The sequence below is a fragment of the Caldanaerobacter subterraneus genome, from assembly GCF_004345675.1.
GTDB lineage: Bacteria > Bacillota > Thermoanaerobacteria > Thermoanaerobacterales > Thermoanaerobacteraceae > Thermoanaerobacter > Thermoanaerobacter subterraneus.
Genome location: NZ_SLWU01000006.1, coordinates 43301 through 61671, shown reverse-complemented (window position 1 = coordinate 61671; position 18371 = coordinate 43301). Strand labels below are relative to the sequence as shown.

The 18371-nt window shown below is 38.1% G+C and carries 20 protein-coding genes and 1 riboswitch; of the genes, 1 reads left to right on the top strand and 19 read right to left on the bottom strand.

The window, feature by feature from the left end:
• Positions 1–3: 3 nt before the first annotated feature.
• The 11 genes from EV203_RS03945 to EV203_RS03895 all read right to left on the bottom strand — a co-directional run bounded on the left by EV203_RS03945 (position 4) and on the right by EV203_RS03895 (position 9663).
• Positions 4–714: a LytR/AlgR family response regulator transcription factor gene (locus tag EV203_RS03945; protein WP_022588137.1), complete on the bottom strand. Its 711-nt coding sequence runs from the start codon at positions 712–714 to the stop codon at positions 4–6.
• Between the two features lie 20 nt (positions 715–734).
• Complete coding sequence (locus tag EV203_RS03940) at positions 735–1193, bottom strand: hypothetical protein (protein ID WP_132039241.1); 459 nt, start codon at positions 1191–1193, stop codon at positions 735–737.
• Between the two features lie 104 nt (positions 1194–1297).
• The gene (locus tag EV203_RS03935; protein ID WP_132039239.1) at positions 1298–2482 is read right to left on the bottom strand and encodes an acetyl-CoA C-acetyltransferase; all 1185 of its coding nucleotides are present in this window, start codon (positions 2480–2482) and stop codon (positions 1298–1300) included.
• A gap of 21 nt (positions 2483–2503) precedes the next feature.
• The gene (locus EV203_RS03930; protein ID WP_132039237.1) at positions 2504–3349 is read right to left on the bottom strand and encodes a 3-hydroxybutyryl-CoA dehydrogenase; all 846 of its coding nucleotides are present in this window, start codon (positions 3347–3349) and stop codon (positions 2504–2506) included.
• 109 nt (positions 3350–3458) lie between these two features.
• On the bottom strand, positions 3459–4466 hold the full coding sequence (locus tag EV203_RS03925) for an electron transfer flavoprotein subunit alpha/FixB family protein (protein ID WP_132039235.1): 1008 nt from the start codon (positions 4464–4466) through the stop codon (positions 3459–3461).
• Between the two features lie 14 nt (positions 4467–4480).
• Complete coding sequence (locus EV203_RS03920) at positions 4481–5263, bottom strand: electron transfer flavoprotein subunit beta/FixA family protein (RefSeq protein WP_132039233.1); 783 nt, start codon at positions 5261–5263, stop codon at positions 4481–4483.
• Positions 5264–5276: 13 nt separating this feature from the next.
• Positions 5277–6419: an acyl-CoA dehydrogenase gene (locus tag EV203_RS03915; protein ID WP_132039231.1), complete on the bottom strand. Its 1143-nt coding sequence runs from the start codon at positions 6417–6419 to the stop codon at positions 5277–5279.
• A 60-nt stretch (positions 6420–6479) separates the two neighbouring features.
• Positions 6480–7262, bottom strand: a complete 783-nt coding sequence (locus EV203_RS03910) for a short-chain-enoyl-CoA hydratase (protein WP_132039229.1) — start codon at positions 7260–7262, stop codon at positions 6480–6482.
• Between the two features lie 79 nt (positions 7263–7341).
• Entirely contained in the window at positions 7342–8016 is a 675-nt protein-coding gene (locus tag EV203_RS03905) for a redox-sensing transcriptional repressor Rex (RefSeq protein WP_132039227.1), read from the bottom strand.
• A 128-nt stretch (positions 8017–8144) separates the two neighbouring features.
• Positions 8145–8861: an OmpA/MotB family protein gene (locus EV203_RS03900; RefSeq protein WP_132039225.1), complete on the bottom strand. Its 717-nt coding sequence runs from the start codon at positions 8859–8861 to the stop codon at positions 8145–8147.
• Entirely contained in the window at positions 8839–9663 is an 825-nt protein-coding gene (locus EV203_RS03895) for a motility protein A (RefSeq protein WP_132039223.1), read from the bottom strand. Before EV203_RS03895 ends, EV203_RS03900 begins: the two co-directional genes overlap by 23 nt.
• A 129-nt stretch (positions 9664–9792) precedes the next feature.
• On the opposite strand from EV203_RS03895, the gene EV203_RS03890 reads away from it, so the two are divergent.
• Entirely contained in the window at positions 9793–11685 is a 1893-nt protein-coding gene (locus EV203_RS03890; protein ID WP_132039221.1) for an ABC-F family ATP-binding cassette domain-containing protein, read from the top strand.
• A 13-nt stretch (positions 11686–11698) separates the two neighbouring features.
• On the opposite strand, the gene EV203_RS03885 is transcribed toward EV203_RS03890, so the two are convergent.
• The 8 genes from EV203_RS03885 to argF form a co-directional block, all read right to left on the bottom strand.
• Positions 11699–12643, bottom strand: coding sequence for a D-2-hydroxyacid dehydrogenase (locus EV203_RS03885; RefSeq protein ID WP_132039219.1), 945 nt, complete (start codon positions 12641–12643; stop codon positions 11699–11701).
• A gap of 158 nt (positions 12644–12801) precedes the next feature.
• A complete protein-coding gene (tsaD, locus tag EV203_RS03880; protein WP_132039304.1) occupies positions 12802–13821 on the bottom strand; it encodes a tRNA (adenosine(37)-N6)-threonylcarbamoyltransferase complex transferase subunit TsaD in 1020 nt (339 codons plus the stop codon).
• A gap of 11 nt (positions 13822–13832) precedes the next feature.
• Positions 13833–14279, bottom strand: coding sequence for a ribosomal protein S18-alanine N-acetyltransferase (rimI, locus tag EV203_RS03875; protein WP_132039217.1), 447 nt, complete (start codon positions 14277–14279; stop codon positions 13833–13835).
• A gap of 3 nt (positions 14280–14282) precedes the next feature.
• Positions 14283–14975, bottom strand: coding sequence for a tRNA (adenosine(37)-N6)-threonylcarbamoyltransferase complex dimerization subunit type 1 TsaB (tsaB, locus tag EV203_RS03870; RefSeq protein ID WP_009611185.1), 693 nt, complete (start codon positions 14973–14975; stop codon positions 14283–14285).
• Positions 14975–15430: a tRNA (adenosine(37)-N6)-threonylcarbamoyltransferase complex ATPase subunit type 1 TsaE gene (gene tsaE, locus EV203_RS03865; RefSeq protein WP_132039215.1), complete on the bottom strand. Its 456-nt coding sequence runs from the start codon at positions 15428–15430 to the stop codon at positions 14975–14977. The genes tsaB and tsaE overlap by 1 nt, the downstream gene beginning before the upstream one ends.
• An 83-nt stretch (positions 15431–15513) precedes the next feature.
• Positions 15514–16098 (bottom strand): ECF transporter S component, encoded by a 585-nt coding sequence (locus EV203_RS03860; RefSeq protein ID WP_132039213.1) that lies wholly within the window; start codon positions 16096–16098, stop codon positions 15514–15516.
• A gap of 98 nt (positions 16099–16196) precedes the next feature.
• A riboswitch (FMN riboswitch) is annotated at positions 16197–16316 on the bottom strand.
• Between the two features lie 79 nt (positions 16317–16395).
• Positions 16396–17337 carry a carbamate kinase gene (arcC, locus tag EV203_RS03855; RefSeq protein ID WP_011024959.1) on the bottom strand — a complete coding sequence of 314 codons (942 nt, stop codon included), beginning with the start codon at positions 17335–17337 and terminating at the stop codon, positions 16396–16398.
• A gap of 22 nt (positions 17338–17359) precedes the next feature.
• Entirely contained in the window at positions 17360–18301 is a 942-nt protein-coding gene (argF, locus tag EV203_RS03850) for an ornithine carbamoyltransferase (protein ID WP_132039211.1), read from the bottom strand.
• Between the last annotated feature and the right edge of the window lie 70 nt (positions 18302–18371).

The window sequence follows — 18371 nt, the reverse complement described above, 5'->3', positions numbered from 1 at the left end:
CATTTAATTTCTATAAATCTCTTTCACCCTTTTCCTAAATTCCTGATATAAATCCTTTGAAAGGTAGGCTTTAAAAGCACAACCTTTAAAAGTAATTTCAAAAGAAGTCCTGTTTTTTTCCTTCAAAGCCTCTACTTTTAAAATATTGACCAGATAAGAGCGATTGGTCCTAAAAAATATATCCCCTGGCAATATCTCTTCCAGTTCTTTTAAAGAATAATCACATTCAATTTTTTCTTCTCCTGTGTAAATTACGCTTCTTTTCTTTTTAGCCTGAACAAAGTAAACCTCTCTGGGATTTATAAGCCTCATATTGTCCTTCACAGGTACTGGAAGGTAATTTTCAATATTTAAAAACCTTTTCTTTATCCTTTCAATAGTTTCTCTTAATCTCTCTTCTTTTAATGGCTTTTCAATATAATCAGATGCGTAAAGCTTTACTGCTTCTTTTATGTACTCTTCAAAAGAAGTAATAAAAATTATCTCCAAAAAAGGCATGGTTTCTCTTACTTTTTTCGCTACCTCAATTCCTGACATGCGGAAAAGTTCGATGTCCAAAATTGCTATTTCCGGTTTAATCTTGTTTAAAGCTTCTAAAGCCTCTTTCCCATCATCAGTAAAGTACTCAACACTTATCCCATCTATCTTTTTAAGAAACTCTATTAACTGCCTCCTGAAAATCTCATCATCCTCTGCGACAACAACTCTGAGCATACCTTTCATCCCCACTGTATTTACTCAACAAAGAGAAAAAGTCTGTATTTGCGGATGAGAATAGAAAACAAAATTGCAACTGCCAGCTGTGGTAAAAAGCAGGCAAAACGAAGCACATAATTTTGTAACAAAACTGTAGGATCTAGATCAAATAAAAACTGCATTGCATTCACATTGAGATATTCAATGATAAGGTATATGGAAACTGCCAAAGTAACACTCATAATGCTTCTGAATAAATCCATCATTTTAAACAGAAGAAATAAGGTCACCAGCAGTATTACATAAATTATTACATTTACTATGTAACTGGTAACCAGTGGCCTTATAAAATACAGTATAAGTCCTAAACTTAAGCTCATGGCTGTGCCTTTTACTGTGTCAAATTTCACTCCAGCTAAACCCAGCGCTATGCTTATTATAACCGCTGCCTCTGGAACAGAAAATACGAAAACTTCCCAAAGTGCCAATTTATCCATGCGCTTTCGCCTTTCTAATTTACATAATTTCAAATATAATTGTAATTTTTATTAAAGAAGATGTCAATGAAAATAAAAAATAAGCGCTCAAAAGAGCGCCCATTTTACATCTCCACAATCATTGATATACCCATGCCACCGCCTATGCAAAGTGTAGCAAGACCTAAACGGGAACCTCTTCTTTTCATTTCGTGAAGAAGAGTCACTAAAATTCTCGCTCCACTTGCCCCAATCGGATGACCTAGAGCTATCGCACCTCCATTTACATTCACTTTCTCCATATCAAAGTTAAGCTCTCTAGCTACTGCTATTGCTTGAGCTGCAAAAGCTTCATTGGCTTCTATAAGGTCAATGTCCTCTATCTTCAAACCTGCCTTGTCAAGAGCTTTTCTTGTTGAGTAAATTGGACCTAGACCCATTACAGCCGGGTCAACGCCAGCGTAGGCATAAGATTTTATAGTCGCAAGAGGAGTTATGCCCAGCTCTTTTGCCTTATCTCTTGACATAACTACTACTGCAGCCGCTCCATCATTTATTCCAGAAGCATTTCCTGCTGTGACTGTTCCATCCGGCTTGAAGGCAGGTTTTAATTTCGCCAGGTCCTCCATAGTAGTTCCAAATCTAGGATGCTCATCTACCTTAAATTCAATTGGATCTCCTTTCTTCTGAGGAATGGGCACAGGAACAATCTCTTCTTCAAATTTTCCCGCTTTTATGGCAGCCTCAGCTAAGTTTTGACTTCTTAGCGCAAATTCATCCTGTTCCTGCCTTGAAATTTTGTACCTTTCTGCAATGTTTTCTGCTGTTATGCCCATGTGGTACTGATTGAAAACATCCCACAACCCGTCATAGACCATCTCATCAACAAGCTCTCCAGAAGGCATGTTCATCCTGTAACCCCAGCGGGCATCTCTCAGTAAATACGGAGCTCTTGACATGCTTTCCATACCGCCCGCCACAACTATATCAGCATCCCCTAGCATAACAGCTTGAGCTGCCATAGCCACAGTTCTAAGTCCTGAACCACATACCATGTTTATCGTTGTAGCAGGCACCTCCACAGGAATTCCCGCTTTTACAGCAGACTGCCTCGCAGGATTTTGACCTAAGCCTGCCTGTAATATAATACCCATGAATACTTCATCTACCTGTTCTGGAGCTACTTTTGCTCTTTTTAATGCCTCTTTTATAACAATTGCTCCTAAGTCCACTACTGGAATTCCCGCCAGGCTTCCTCCAAACTTTCCTATTGCAGTTCTCACTGCACTCACGATTACAGCTTCTCTCATATAAATCCCCCTTTTTAATTTTTATTTATATTCAAAAAATCCTTTACCAGTTTTTCTACCTAAAAAGCCCGCTCTCACCATTTTCTTTAAAAGTGGATGAGGCCTGTATTTGGGATCTCCAAATTCTTGATATAATACTTCCATTATTGCAAGAACTACATCATTTCCTATGAGGTCAGAAAGGGCAAGGGGTCCTATTGGATGGTTTGCCCCCAATTTCATGGCTTCATCAATATCCTCTGCAGAAGCTACTCCATCAGCCAAAACTCCTATAGCTTCGTTTATCATGGGAATCAAAATCCTGTTTACCACGAAACCAGGGGCTTCATTGACTTCAACTGGGGTTTTCCCAAGCTTTTGAGCCAGTTCTTTTACCGTATTGAATGTCTCATCAGAGGTCTTCATCCCTCTTATCACTTCCACCAATTTCATCACAGGTACGGGATTAAAAAAGTGCATGCCTATTACTTTTTCAGGCCTTTGAGTGCTACTTGCTATTTCTGTTATTGAAAGAGAAGAAGTGTTTGTGGCAAGTATTACCTCTTCTCTGCATACGTTATCAAGCTCTCTAAAAATTTCTTTTTTTATCTCCATATTTTCTATAGCCGCTTCAATGACAAAATCAGCTTCCCTAGCTTCGTCAATATCAACAGTGCCTCTTATTCTACTTAACACCTCGTTTTTCTTTTCTTCTGTAATTTTCCCTTTTTCTACATTTCTTTTAAGGTTACTTTCAATAACTCCTAAAGCTCTTTCTACAAATTTCATATCTATATCCCTTACTACAACTTCAAAACCATTTTCTGCAAATACCTGTGCAATTCCCGATCCCATTGTTCCTGCACCAACTACAAATATTTTTTGCATTTTGCATTTCCCTCCTAGAAATTTATTGTAAAAGGGTCAGCTGCCCAAAGGTCAGCCGCCCTTCTTGATAAACATACATAAGTCACTACTACTTTATTACATGCAAATTTTATGCCATCGCCTTTTTCTTGGCCTCTTTTATTTCTTCTATCAGGGCCGGTATTACCTTAAATAAATCTCCGACTATGCCGTAATCGGCTATCTTAAAGATGGGAGCATCGGGATTTTTATTTATAGCAACTATGGTCTTTGCACCACCCATTCCTGCAATATGCTGTATAGCTCCACTAATTCCACAGGCTATGTAAAGCTTGGGCCTTACAGTTTTCCCTGTCTGCCCTACTTGATGGTCAGAAGAAATCCACCCCGCCTCCACCGCAGCGCGGGAAGCACCTACAACCCCTCCCAGCACTTCCGCCAGCTCTTCAATCAATTTAAATCCTTCCGGTCCCCCTACTCCCCTTCCTCCAGATACAATAATATCTGCTTCTTCTAAATTTACCTTTTGCCTTGCCTCTTTTATTATACTGATAATCTCTGTCCTTATATCTTTTTCTTCTATCACTGGTTTTATTTCAATTACTTCTCCCCTGCGCCCTTCATCTATCAAAGCTTTCTTCATAACGCCAGGCCTTATTGTTGCCATTTGGGGCCTTCTTTCGGGACAGATTATTGTAGCGATTAAATTTCCGCCAAATGCAGGCCTTATCTGCAAAAGAAGGCCATTTTCATCTATATCAAGTGCCGTACAGTCTGCCGTAAGTCCTGTGCGCATTCTCGCTGCAATTCTCGGTGCCAAATCCCTTCCTACATAGGTAGCGCCGTATAAAATAACCTCTGGCTTTAAGCTATTCGCAAGGTCACATATGACTTTTGTGTAGGCATCCGTGGTGTAGTTTTTAAGAAGAAGATGGTCTATGACATACACTACATCAGCACCGTATTTTATCAATTCCTCTGCCAGCCCTTTTACTTCATATCCTACCAAAACAGCACAAGCCTTTACACCTTTTTTATCTGCAAGTCTTCGAGCCTCTCCCAATATCTCTAAAGAAACATTCATGAGTTTCTGTTCTCTTTGCTCAACAAACACCCATATATCTTTATATTCGCTCATTTTTCCAGCCTCCTTCATATAAGATGTTTTTCAACTAATCTCTGAACGAGGTTTTGTACACATTCTTTTACATTGCCTGTAAAAATCTCTCCTGCTCTCTCTGTCTCAGGGGTTGTAGTGGCTATAACTCTAGTCGGCGAACCTTTAAGTCCCACTTCCTGAGGGTCAATTCCCAATTCTGAAGCAGTTACAATTTTTACTTCTTTTTCTCTATAGGCTTCAAATATTCCCTTTATTGAAGGATACCTCGGAGTGTTAAGTTCCTTAGTTGCCGTGAGAAGCACAGGCATCTTAACTTTTATCACTTCGTAGCCATCTTCAAGTATCCTTTTGACAATAAGGGAATCCCCTTCAATTTTTATCTCTTTAACGTATGTCACTTGAGGAATACCAAGCTGTTCAGCCAGCTGCGGTCCCACTTGAGCTGTGTCGCCATCTATAGCCTGTCTTCCACAAAATACTAAATCATACTCCAGTTTTTTAATCATCGTTGCCAAAGTTTTGGCAGTTGCACAAGTATCGGCACCTGCAAATGCCTTATCAGAAAGGAGATAGGCCTCATCGGCTCCCATCGCAAGGGCTTCTCTTAAAGCTTCTTCTGCCTGTTGTGGCCCCATAGTGATGACTGTAACCTTCCCTCCATACTTTTCTTTGATTCTTATAGCTTCTTCCAAAGCATTTTTATCCTCCGGATTTATTATACTTGGCACTCCTTCTCTTATGAGAGTCTTTGTGACAGGGTCTATCTTCACTTCACTTGTGTCAGGCACCTGCTTTATGCAAACAATAATGTCCATGATAGTTCCCTCCTTACATCTTTAAAATATTTGAAGCAATGACCATTTTCTGAACTTCTGATGTACCTTCATATATTTCCGTAATCTTTGCATCCCTCATAAGCCTTTCTACAGGATAATCTTTTGTATAGCCGTAGCCGCCAAAAATTTGCACCGCTTTAGTAGTAACCTCCATAGCCGTCTCTGAGGCAAAAAGTTTTGCCATTGCGGCTTCCATACTGTAACTTAAGTTGTTTTCCTTTCTCCAGGCAGCATAATAGACAAGATGTCTGGCTGCACTTACTTTTGTAGCCATTTCAGCGATATACCACTGTAATCCTTGAAATTTCCCTATAGGCCTTCCAAACTGTTGCCTTTCCTTTACATATTTTGTGACCTCATCTAGCGCTGCCTGTGCAATTCCAAGAGCCTGTGCACCAATGCCTATTCTCCCACCATCTAAAGTCACCATAGCTATCTTAAATCCTTCCCCTTCTTTGCCAAGCAAATTTTCTTTTGGCACTATACAGTCTTCAAAAACCAGTTCTGCCGCCCTTGAACCTCTTATCCCCATCTTCTCTTCTATTTTACCTATAGAAAAACCCGGAAAGCCTTTTTCTACAATAAAGGCACTTATCCCTTTAGCTCCTTGAGATTTATCTGTCTTAGCAAAAACTATATATACATCCGCCGCTCCACCATTGGTAATGAAGATTTTACAGCCGTTTAATACATAATGGTCCCCTTCTAACGTAGCAGTTGTTTGAATGCCTGCTGCATCAGTTCCAGCGTTAGGCTCTGTCAAAGCAAAAGCCCCTAATTTCTCCCCTCTTGCAAGTGGTACAAGGTATTTTTCTTTTTGCTCTTTTGTTCCCCATTGAAAAATAGGAAAACATGCTAGTGATGTATGGGCAGAAAGTATCACCCCTGTAGCTGCACAAGCGCGAGATATTTCTTCAACAGTGATGATGTAACTTATGTAATCTCCTCCTGCTCCTCCATATTCCTTTGGATAGGGAATCCCCATCATATCGGCATTCGCCATTTTTTTAACGTTATCCCATGGAAACTCCCCTGTTCTATCAATTTCTTTTGCGCGTGGCATAATCTCCTTTTCTGCAAATTCCCTCACTACTTTTCTCACCATCTCTTGTTCTCTGGTAAAAGAAAAATCCATATACACTCCTCCTTTTTGATATTTTTTTAACATTTTAGGGTACAGTGAGGGGCATTCCCCTCATCTTCCTTCAAATTTAGGAGCTCTCTTCTCTAAAAAAGCTGCCATGCCCTCTTTTTGATCCTGTGTACCAAAACACAGGGCAAAAGCATTGGCCTCATATTCCATGCCTGAATCGATATCAACTTCGAGGCTTTTGTTTATGGCTTCTTTAGCCAGTGATACTGCCACAAGCCCTTTTGACATTATCTTTTTTGCAATACCATAAGCTTCCTCTAAAATTTTATCTTGTTCTACTACTTTTGAAATAAGGCCTATTCTCAAAGCCTCCTCTGCATCTATCATATCTCCAGTGTATATGAATTCTTTCGCTTTTGAAACACCTACAATTCGAGGTAGCCTCTGCGTACCACCAAATCCCGGTATAATTCCAAGTCCTACTTCTGGCTGACCAAATTTTGCATTACGACTTGCAATCCTTATATCGCAAGCCAGAGCAAGTTCACATCCTCCTCCAAGAGCGTATCCATTCACAGCAGCAATGACTGGCTTCTTCATAAGTTCAATCTTTCTAAATACCTTCTGACCTAACTCAGCAAACTTTTTCGCCTCAAATACGCTCATGTCCTTCATTTCAGAAATATCTGCTCCTGCCACAAATGCTTTTTCTCCTGCACCAGTTATAACTATAACTTTTACCCCATCGTCATTTTGCAAAACTTCTAAAACATTTTCTAATTCTTCAAGAGTCTCTGTGTTTAATGCATTTAAAGCTTTTGGCCTGCTAATTGTGATTGTGGCAATCCCCTTTTCAATTTTCACTTCTATGTTTTTATATTCCACCAAAGTCACCCTCCTTTTGAGTTTTCGCTTTTAATATTTTATGCAAAAATCATGCCAAAATAAAAAGTAGATGGACATTTCATCCATCTACTTTCACTGTTTCCCCTTTAAGCTTTTTAAATAGCTCTTCTTCATTCAATCTGTAAGATATGGTAAAAAGACTGTCGCTCAAGTGGACATTCTCTAAAATTACATCGTCGGGCACTTTTAAATCTATTGGTGAAAAATTCCATATAGCCTTAATCCCAGCTTTTACTAATCTGTCAGCAGTGTACTGGGCATTGTCTTTGGGAATACACAGTATTGCTATATCTATGTGGTTGTTAGCTATGAATTCTTCCACTTTTTCTACATCCATTACCTCTACATCTCTTATCTTCAATCCAAACAGCCTTGGGTTTATGTCAAATATGCCTTTTAAATTGAATCCAGACTTCTCAAATCGAGTATAATTGGCAATCGCTTGTCCTAAATTGCCAGCGCCTATTATGATAGTGTTATAGGTTTTGTCAAGGCCTAAAATTTTGGTCAGATTATTGTAAAGCTCCTCAACATTATAGCCATATCCTTGCTGGCCAAAACCTCCGAAATTATTGAGGTCCTGCCTTATTTGAGAAGCAGTAATGCCCATCCTTTCGCTCAATTCTTTTGAAGAAATTCTCTTTATGTCATTTTTCAGAAGCTCTTCCAAACACCTATGGTACCTAGGGAGCCTTCTTATAACGGCCATAGATACTATGGTTTTTTTGCTCACTGTCCTCACCTCATTCTACTATGTACTTGAAATTATACAACATTGTAAATTTTTTGTCAATGAAACAAGCGCATAGTAGAATACAAGGAATTATTAAAAATTTTTATGACTGTTATAAAAAATTATAACTACTGACCCTTAGGCTCCCATTTGTTGTATTCCGTATTCATTATGACAATATCAACCCGTCTGTTGAGCCTTCTATGTTCTTCTGAATCGTTTGGAACAATTGGCCTATATTCACCATATCCTGCTGCTGAAATCCTCTGGGGTTCTATCCCAACTTCATTTACCAATATCTTTAACACGTTAGTAGCCCTTATAACAGAAAGTTCCCAGTTAGAGGCAAACTTTTGATTGTTTATTGGAATGTCGTCTGTGAACCCTTCAACTCGGATATAATTTGGCAAATCCTTTAATATGCTCCCTATTTTTATAAGCACCTCTTTTTCCTCAGGACGCACCTCAGCAGACCCTAAATCAAACAAAAGAGTATCTTGTAAGCTTATTACAAGCCCTCTCTCATCTATACGGCTTGTTACCATTTTTTGTAAATTATGTTTTTCTATCAAAGCATTCAACTGCTCCTGCACCTTTGCCAACTCATTTTCGTCCCCCAAATTTCCGGGAACCATACTTTCACCACTGTACTCACCTATGACATACTTTGTACCACCCAAAGTTTTGCTCAAAATTTGGGCAAGTTGAGCAAATCTAGTAGCATTTACCGTACTTATCGAGTACAGTACCACAAAAAATACTAAAAGCAAACTCATCATATCAGAGTAAGTAAGCACCCACCTATCTTTATTTGGTTTTGATTCATCTTCCTCCAATCTCTTCATTTAATTCTACACCGCCTTTCTGAGGTGTATTTTTAAGCTGTGCCTGCGCGATAAATGTCATTAACTTTCTCTCTAATATCCTTGGATTTTCCCCAGCTTGCAGTGAAAGACTTCCTTCTAATATTAATTCTCTTTCAGTTGTTTTTATTTTAGCCCTATTTTTTAATTTTTGAGCAATAGGAAGGAAAAACACGTTTGCTAAAATGGCACCATATAGTGTAGTTATAAATGCCACCGCTACGGCAGGACCCAATTTGTCCGGTTCAGTTAAATTACCCAACGCTTGAACAAGTCCCATAACTGTCCCTATAAGGCCCATTGTAGGAGCATAACCACCCGCCGACTCAAAAATGCCCGCTTCTTTTTTAGCTTCCATATCCTCTACGTATATCTTATTCTCCATAGTCGTTTTAATAAGTTCCATATCAGATCCGTCAACAACTAGCTCTAAACACTCTTTCAAAATAGGATCAAATTTCTTTATCTCCTCAGACTCTATTTCGGATTCAAGGCTTAAAAGCCCTTCGCTTCTTGCTTTTTGCGCTAAATAAGTAAAATACTTTATTATCTCAAGATAATTATCCTTTTCATTTTTAAAAGCTCTCACTAAAAGTCCCGGTACTTTTTTAATATCATCCATAGAATAAGTAATTATAGTAGCCCCTATAGTACCCCCCAAAACTATTATAGCAGAAGGCACATCTATTAAAGAAGCAAGAGTACCTCCCCCTAATACAAATCCATAAACTATAGCCCCTAATCCAACAACTATACCTACTACTGTAGCTATATCCAAGTCCATCACCTTCCATCTATAAATACACTCATTAATTTTTTATCGGCAGTTTTCAAAAAAAAGTTATAGTAAATTTAGCCCTTTTATAAAAGAAATTTTTTTGATATATTTAATATGAACAGGAGGTCTTAAACTATGGCAGTAATAATAGCAAACAACATCACAAAAAGCTACGGTGTCGATATAATTCTACAAAATATTTCTTTTATAGTCAACGAAGGTGATAAAATAGGAGTAATTGGTGAAAATGGGGCTAGAAAATCTACCCTTTTTAATATTTTAGCTGGCATTACTGAAGTTGATAGTGGTACAGTTTCTGTTTTTGCAAATAAAATCGGATACTTGAAACAAAATACAGTAATTGATTCTGAAAAAAGCATATATGAGGAAGTAAAATCAGTTTTTGACGAAATATTTCAACTAGAAATGGAAATTAAACTTTTAGAAGAAAAAATTTCACAGACAGCAAATTCCAATTTGCTAGATAAATTTTTGGCAGAATATTCCTTTTTGCTGGATAAGTACAAAGAATTAGAAGGCTATTCTGTAGAAAGTAAAGTAAGAGGCGTTTTGAACGGATTGGGGTTTGACATGTCTCAATTTGATACGCCTGTATCAGCTTTAAGCGGCGGTCAAAAAACCCGTCTCATGTTAGCAAAGACACTTCTATTAAATCCAGATGTTCTGCTTTTAGACGAACCCACTAACCATTTGGATATAAACTCAATAGAATGGCTGGAACAATATCTTAAATTTTACACCGGTACCGTTTTAATCATATCCCACGACAGATACTTTTTAGATAAAATTGTAAATAGAATATTTGAAATTGAAAGTCACCGCTTAAATGTATACGAAGGCAACTACACAGAATACTTAAAAAGAAAAAAAGCAGAAACAGAGGCAAGACTAAAAGCTTATGAAGAACAGCAAAAAGAAATAAAAAGGATTAAATCAATTATAGAGGTTCAAAAAAATCGTCGAACTGAAAAGTCAGTAAAAATGGCGCAAAGTAAACAAAAACTTTTAGAGAAAATAGAAATAATAGAAAAACCAATGATAAATAATAACTCCATTAAATTGCACTTTGATTTTGATTTAAAGAGTGGAAATGATGTGTTAACAGTAAGAAATCTCTCCCTTAAGTTTGACAGACAAATCTTCTCTAATGTATCTTTTGAGATAAAAAGAGGAGAAAAAATTGCCCTTCTAGGGCCCAACGGAGTAGGCAAAACCTCTCTTTTAAAAATATTAGCAGGAGAAATTGACAATTTTGAAGGTGAAGTGAAGTTTGGAACAAACGTGATAATAGGCTATTATGAACAAGAATTTAAAAGTCTAAATCCTCAAAAAACAGTATTAGATGAAATATGGGATGAAAATCCATATCTTACTCAAACAGAAGTGCGCACTTTATTAGCCTCTTTTCTTTTCAAAGAAGAAGAGGTATTTAAAACTATTTCTTCATTAAGCGGTGGAGAAAAAGCAAGGCTCTCTTTACTAAAGCTTCTTCTCTCAAAGGCCAATTTTTTATTGATGGATGAACCGACAAATCACTTAGATTTAAAAGCAAAAGAAGCGCTAGAAGAAGCTTTATTAGACTATTCAGGAACTTTACTATTTGTATCCCACGATAGATATTTTATAGATAAAATTGCAACAAAAGTCATGATTTTAAACCCTGACGGCCTAGAAATATACCTAGGCAATTACAGCTACTATATAGCGAAAAAAGAACAGTTAGAGACAAAGCAAGAAGAAACAGCTAAAAAGACAAAAACGCAAATAAAAAATGAAAGGCAAAAAGAAAGACTTGCCAGACTTAAGTTAAAACAGCAAAAGGAATACCTAAAAAATCTCGAAAATTCGATTTATCAAGTAGAAGAAAGGATAAAATACTTAGAAGAAAAGATGTGTGAGGTAGAAATTTATAAAACAGGCGAAATTGTAGAAATACAAAGGGAATATAATACCCTAAAAGAAAAATTAGAAAAAATGTATGAAGAATGGGAAAAATTAAGCGGGTAAAAAAACCCGCTTTTTAATAACCCTTGTCCAAATCCACTATATTTCTCATCGTCCTTCCTTCTTTGTAGGCTATAAGATTTTCCCTCAAAATTTCCATTGCCCTTTTCATATAATGAGGTGTAATTCCTGCAATGTGAGGAGTAATTATAACATTTTCCATCTCCCACAAGGGACTACCCTCTTTTAAAGGCTCTTCTTCAAAAACATCTAATGCAGCTCCTTTTATAGTCTTGTTTTTGAGGGCATTTATAAGGTCCACTTCATTCACCACTTTGCCTCTTCCGACATTTATAAAGAAGCTATCACTCTTCATTTTGTCAAAAACGTTTTTCCCTATCAAATGATATGTTTCTTTTGTGAGAGGAAGGATAGATATTACATAGTCTGCTAATGGCAATATATCACATTTTTCAATAGAGGTATACATTTTTTCTACATACGGAGAAGGTTTCCCAGAACTTCTTATCCCATACACTTTCATTCCAAGCTCTCTGAGTAATCTTGCAATCTCCTCCCCTATACTACCCACCCCTATTATAAGAGCGATTTTATCTGTAAGTTCTGAAACTTCAACAGACCTGTCCCATATCTTTTTCATCTGATTTCTGACAAAAATGTGTAGTCCTCTTTCAAACATCAGCATATACCCTATAACTTGCTGGGAAATTTGATGTTTATGAACATCTCTCGAATTAGTAACAACTACCCCTTTTTCTTTGAGCTTTTCAAAAGGCAAAGTATCTGCTCCAGCGGTCAAAAGATGAATCCATCTCAAATTGGGAGTTCTGTCTACAATATTGGGCTGGAATTCAAAATCAAAGCTTATAATAATTTCTGTGTTTTTAATGTCTTCTTCTTTTGCCTCTTCTATATGCAAAACTTTATAGTCCTTCATGATGTCTTTAATCTCCTTTATGTAGTCCTCTTTCACTTTTGTAAACATTAAAATGTTTTTCATTTTTATCCCCCTTAACATTTAATTTTTAATAAATTTTTTTCTCATTTCATTCCAGTAAATGAAATGAAATATAGTTAAGCACAATATCCACAGAGTTATCCACAACCAGAAAAAATCAAAACTTCTGCTTTATCGACAGTTTTCCCCAATTCTAACAATCACTTTTCCCCAATTTTGAGATATGGAATGGCATTTAAATCCATCCCTGAAAATTTTCCTTTTACAAAATCGTAATAGGCAGCTGCAGCTATCATTGCACCGTTGTCTGTGCAATAAATTTTTTCAGGATAATAGACAGAAAGCCCAAACTTTTTCGCATCCTCTTCTAATTTTTGCCTTAAGAAGCCGTTAGAAGCAACACCTCCTGCTATGGAAACTTTGCTGACATTTTTAAACCTCGCTGCCTCCACCAATTTTTTCACCAAAACCTCCACTATATTTCTCTGGAAGCTGGCGGCAACGTCATAAATATTTACTTCTTCTCCCTTTTGCTTCTGCCTGTTGAGGTAATTCAAAACAGCAGTCTTTACCCCGCTAAAACTGAAATCAAAATTTCCTTCTTCCATAAAAGACTTTGGAAACTCGATCGCCTCCATATTCCCAAGCTTTGCAGCTTTTTCAATAGCCGGACCTCCGGGATATCCCAATCCCAATGCCCTAGCCACCTTATCAAAAGCTTCTCCAGCTGCATCATCCAAAGTTTTCCCCATTACCTTATATTCCCCATAGTCCTTCACATAAACTATATGGCTGTGTCCACCAGATGCTACAAGACAAACAAAAGGCGGCGTTAAATTACCACCTATATAATTTGCTGCAATGTGCCCGTCAATGTGATTAACTCCGATGAAAGGTTTCCCTTTAGCATAGGCTAAAGCTTTACCGTAAGATAAACCAACTAAAAGAGGGCCTACAAGCCCCGGCCCGTATGTAGCAGCTACGGCATCCACTTCATTAAGGCTTAGCTTCGCCTCATTGAGCGCTTCTTCTACCACAAATGAAATCGCCTCAATGTGCTTTCTTGATGCAATTTCAGGCACCACACCGCCGTACTTTTTGTGCACATTTATTTGAGAGTATATGACATTTGAAAGCACTTCTTTTCCGTTTTTCACAACCCCCGCAGCCGTTTCATCGCAGGAAGTCTCTATTCCTAAAATTACAATGTCTTTCGCCATTTCCACCACCACTACAAATCGTATTTCCACATCACTATAGCATCTTCATTGTTATCCTGATAATATCCTTCCCTTCTGCCTAAAGCTTTAAAGCCGAACTTTTTATAGAGGTTTTGGGCAACTAAGTTAGACTCTCTAACTTCAAGCGTCATAGAGGTAATACCGTTTTTCTTAGCAAGGTCAATCAACCCTTCCATTAATCTGCTTCCTATTCCTTTACCTCTGTACTCTGGATGAACCGCTATGTTTGTTATATGCCCTTCATCCAGCACCACCCAAAAGCCAGCGTATCCCACAACTTTTTTATCAACCTCTGCCACTATATACCTTGCACAGCTGTTCTTTGTAACCTCTCCCACAAAAGCTTCTCTAGACCATGGTGTAGCAAAACTCAACTTCTCTATCTCCATCACTTCATCTATATCATCTTCTGTCATCGGCCTTATAATAACTTCCATCAATTAACTCCCCTCGCCCCCAAATCGAATCTCCGCAGCAGACTTCCTTATATAAACAGGCTTAAAATCGAAAAAGTTTATTATTTCGTTTTTCTTTATCTTTAAGACAGCGATCTCTCCTAAAGAAGAAGCCCTTGCCATGTTGTCTTTATCCTTAGCAAATAAAACTCTATCTCCCAATATTTCATAGATACTATCCTTATAGACGTTTACTCCTTCTCCCACAAATAAAACTTTATCGGAATAATTCTCAACAATCTTAGAAATCTCTTCTATGGAATAGACATCTTGCTTTTCAATCACCTCAAAATCTTTTCCCCTAACCAGCATTCCGTATACCTGCCCATTTAAAGCATCCAGTATTGGGCAAATCAATCCATCAAACTCACTGACATTGTATGCTAAAGACAGAAGAGAAGACACTCCTACCACAGGGATGTTAAGTGCATGAGCCAATCCTTTTGCTGTTGCTGCTCCAATTCTTAAACCTGTAAAAGATCCTGGCCCTTCAGAGACAGCTATATGAGTGATGTCTCTTATTGAAACACCGCACCTTTTTAAAAGTTCATCTATCATTGGCATCAAAATTACAGAATGCTTAAGGTAGTTTATTGAATACTCGCCAACTATCCCGTTATCATCCACCAATGCCACTCCAGCCGTCCTGGAAGAAGACTCAATTGCCAAAACCTTCATCAATCCATCTCCTTTAGCAGTTCTTCATATCTTTTCCCAAAAGCGTTTAAAGTTATAATTCTCAAATCCTCCTCTTCACCTTTTTCAATGAGCACTTCTAGCCTCTCCTTTGGAATAAGAGGCCCCAGCCTTTCTGGCCACTCAACTGCGCACACCGCTTCATTATAAAAATATTCTTCATATCCTATCTCGTAAAGCTCAGCGTAATCGTCAATCCTGTAAAGGTCAAAATGATAAAATTTCTCTCTTCCATGGTGTTCATTGACCAAAGTAAAGGTAGGACTTGTCACTTCACCTTCAATACCTAATCCCTTCCCAATCCCCTTTGCAAAAACCGTCTTCCCGCTGCCCAAATCTCCATAGAGAAGCACTATATCTCCTTTTTTTAACAATTTTCCAAGTTTTTCCCCTAAATTTTTGGTATCTTCCATGCTCTTTGAGATGTATTTTTTCATCCGCCCTGTCACCTCATACAGCTTATAACTTTATTATATACTAACTTTGTAAAAAATAAAAACCCTCATGGAAGAGGGTTAAACTAAGCTTTAAAAAGTGGAGAAATCTTTTTGTAAATCAAAAATGTAATCGCAGAAATGACGAAGCCCTTTAAAAGATTAAACGGTAAAATCCCATAAGCTATCAAAGTCTTTAAATCCACAATCCTTTTATTCGCCATCTTACCCATCCCTATTATGGCATCCATAGGAAATCCCATGACCTTCTGGTATAAGGGCAAAAACACGTAATAATTGAGTAAAGAAGCAGAAACCGACATAACCAAAGTTGCAACAGCCATAGCGATTAGCGCAGTTTTGCGAGTTTTATTGAGGTGATATATTAAACCAGCAGTTGCCACAAAAATTGATCCTACCGTAAAGTTGGCTATTTCTCCAATACCTCCTGATTGAGTAATTGTTGCGTGCAGTATGTTTTTTATAAGCTCCACCATCACCCCATACAAAGGTCCAATCGCAAAAGAAGCTACCAGTGCAGGTATATCGCTCAAGTCAAGCTTCAAAAACCCCGGAAATAGCGGCACCTGAAATTCTAAGTACATCAAGATAAAAGCTGTAGCTGAAAGAAAACCTACCTTTACTAAAGCTTGTGTTTTAACTTTTTCCATAAATACACCTCCAACTTTTGCTTTTTCTATTAAAAAACCCCTGAAGACAAATCTTCAGGGGTTTTTTACAAATAATTTACACAAATAGGCACAAAAAAGTAAATCTTCTCCCATCCGGACTTTTACCGTCGGCCTCGGAATTTCACCGAGTCAACCGCATATGCGGCTCGCAGGCTTTCACTGCCGGTCGGGAATTCCACTCTGCCCCGAAGATTTTACTTTCAATCAAATATTCAATTGGTTATTTTTATTTTCTCACCTTTCTATTTGTTTGTCAATAGTTTTACAAAATTTTTTCTACAGGGTTATCACAGTCCCTGCTTTGCCTTCTAAAGCCTCTACGGCTTTATCCAGAGAAGTTATTATTGCGCGCCTTCCCACTTTTGACTTTGCGAATCTAACTGCAGCCTTTACTTTGGGATACATGCTGCCAGGAGCAAAATGTCCCTCTTCCATGTACTTTATAGCCTCTTCAACTGTCATCCTGTCCAAAAACTTTTGATTTGGCTTGTTGTAATTTATTGCAACTTTTTCTACAGCTGTTAAAATCAAGAGCACATCTGCATCTATATCCTCTGCCAATTTTTCAGAAGCCAAATCTTTGTCAATTACTGCTGCAACTCCTTTTAATTTGCCATTCTCTCTAATAACCGGAATTCCTCCTCCTCCCACTGTTATAACTATTACGCCATTTTTCTCTAGCAATTTTATCGTGTTAATTTCCACTATTTCTTTAGGGTCAGGGGAAGGAACAACTCTCCTATAGCCCCTTCCACTATCTTCCACCATCTCATAGCCTTTTTCTCTCATGAGTATTTCTGCTTCTTCTTTTGTGTAAAAAGGCCCAATCGGCTTAGTAGGCTTTTTAAATGCAGGATCGTTTTTATCAACTACCACCTGAGTTATTACAGTAGCAACTTCTTTTTTTATATTTCTCTCCTTCAACACTTCTCCCAAAGCCTGCTGTATCATATAGCCTATCATTCCCTGGCTTTCTGCGCCACACACATCAAAAGGCATTGCAGGTACAATCTTCGATGCCACTTCATTCTGTATCACTATGTTGCCCACCTGAGGCCCATTTCCATGGGTTATAACTATGGAATATCCTCTTTCAATAATATCAGCAAGATACCCAGCTGTCCTCCTCACGACTTCCATCTGCGCCTCTGCAGTAGGAGGGGTGTTCACATCCTGCAGGGCGTTGCCTCCTAAAGCCACAACAACTCTCTCTCTCATACCTTTCTCCCCTAAGTTTAAATTAAAGCAAAGTAGCAATCAGAACAGCCTTAATGGTGTGTTTTCTATTCTCTGCTTGGTCCCAAACTCTTGATTGCTTGCCTTCTATAACCTCAAAAGTGACTTCTTGCCCTTTCACCGCCGGTAAACAATGCAAGAATATCGTGTCATCTCTTCCTGTCTTTTTCATCATTTCCTCATTCACCTGATATGGTCTTAAAAGCTTTTCCCTTTCCTCTGCCTTTGCTTCTTCTCCCATTGAAGCCCACACGTCAGTATAGATGGCATCTGCTCCTTCAAGACCTTCTCCAGGTACACTTGTGAGTTCGAAAGTTCCTCCATTTTCTGCGGCCATATCTTTAATTTCCTTTATAAAGGACTCCGAAGGCCAGAGCTCCTTTGGTGAATTTATCACATAGTGCATGCCCATTTTTGCACAACCTATAGCCAGAGTATTAGCCATATTGTTTCTTCCGTCTCCTACAAATACAAGTTTTCTTCCCTTTAAACTGCCAAATTCCTCTTCTATTGTCATCAAATCGGCTAACACCTGAGTTGGATGATACTCATCAGTCAAACCATTGTATACAGGGACCCCGGCATACTTAGCTAGGATCTCCACTGTCTCCTGCTTGAAACCTCTGAACTCTATCGCATCAAACATTCTGCCTAAAACTCTTGCGGTGTCCTCAATTGACTCTTTTGCCCCTAACTGTATGTCATCTGTAGACAGAAATACCGGATGCCCTCCTTCTTCTCCAAAGGCAGTCTCAAAAGCACAGCGAGTTCTCGTTGACCTTTTTTCAAATATCAAAGCAATAGTCTTACCTACAAACCTCTGATGCACTATTCCAGCCTTTCTCTCCGCCTTTACCTGTTTCGCAATGTCCAAAAGATACCTTATCTCCTGTGGAGTGTACTCTTTTAAAGTAAGAAGACTTCTACCCTTTAAATTGAATGCCATAGCCATCCTCCTTTTGTAAATTTGCCTTAAAATATTTTATCTTATCCTCAATCCTTTAGTCAAAGCTTTT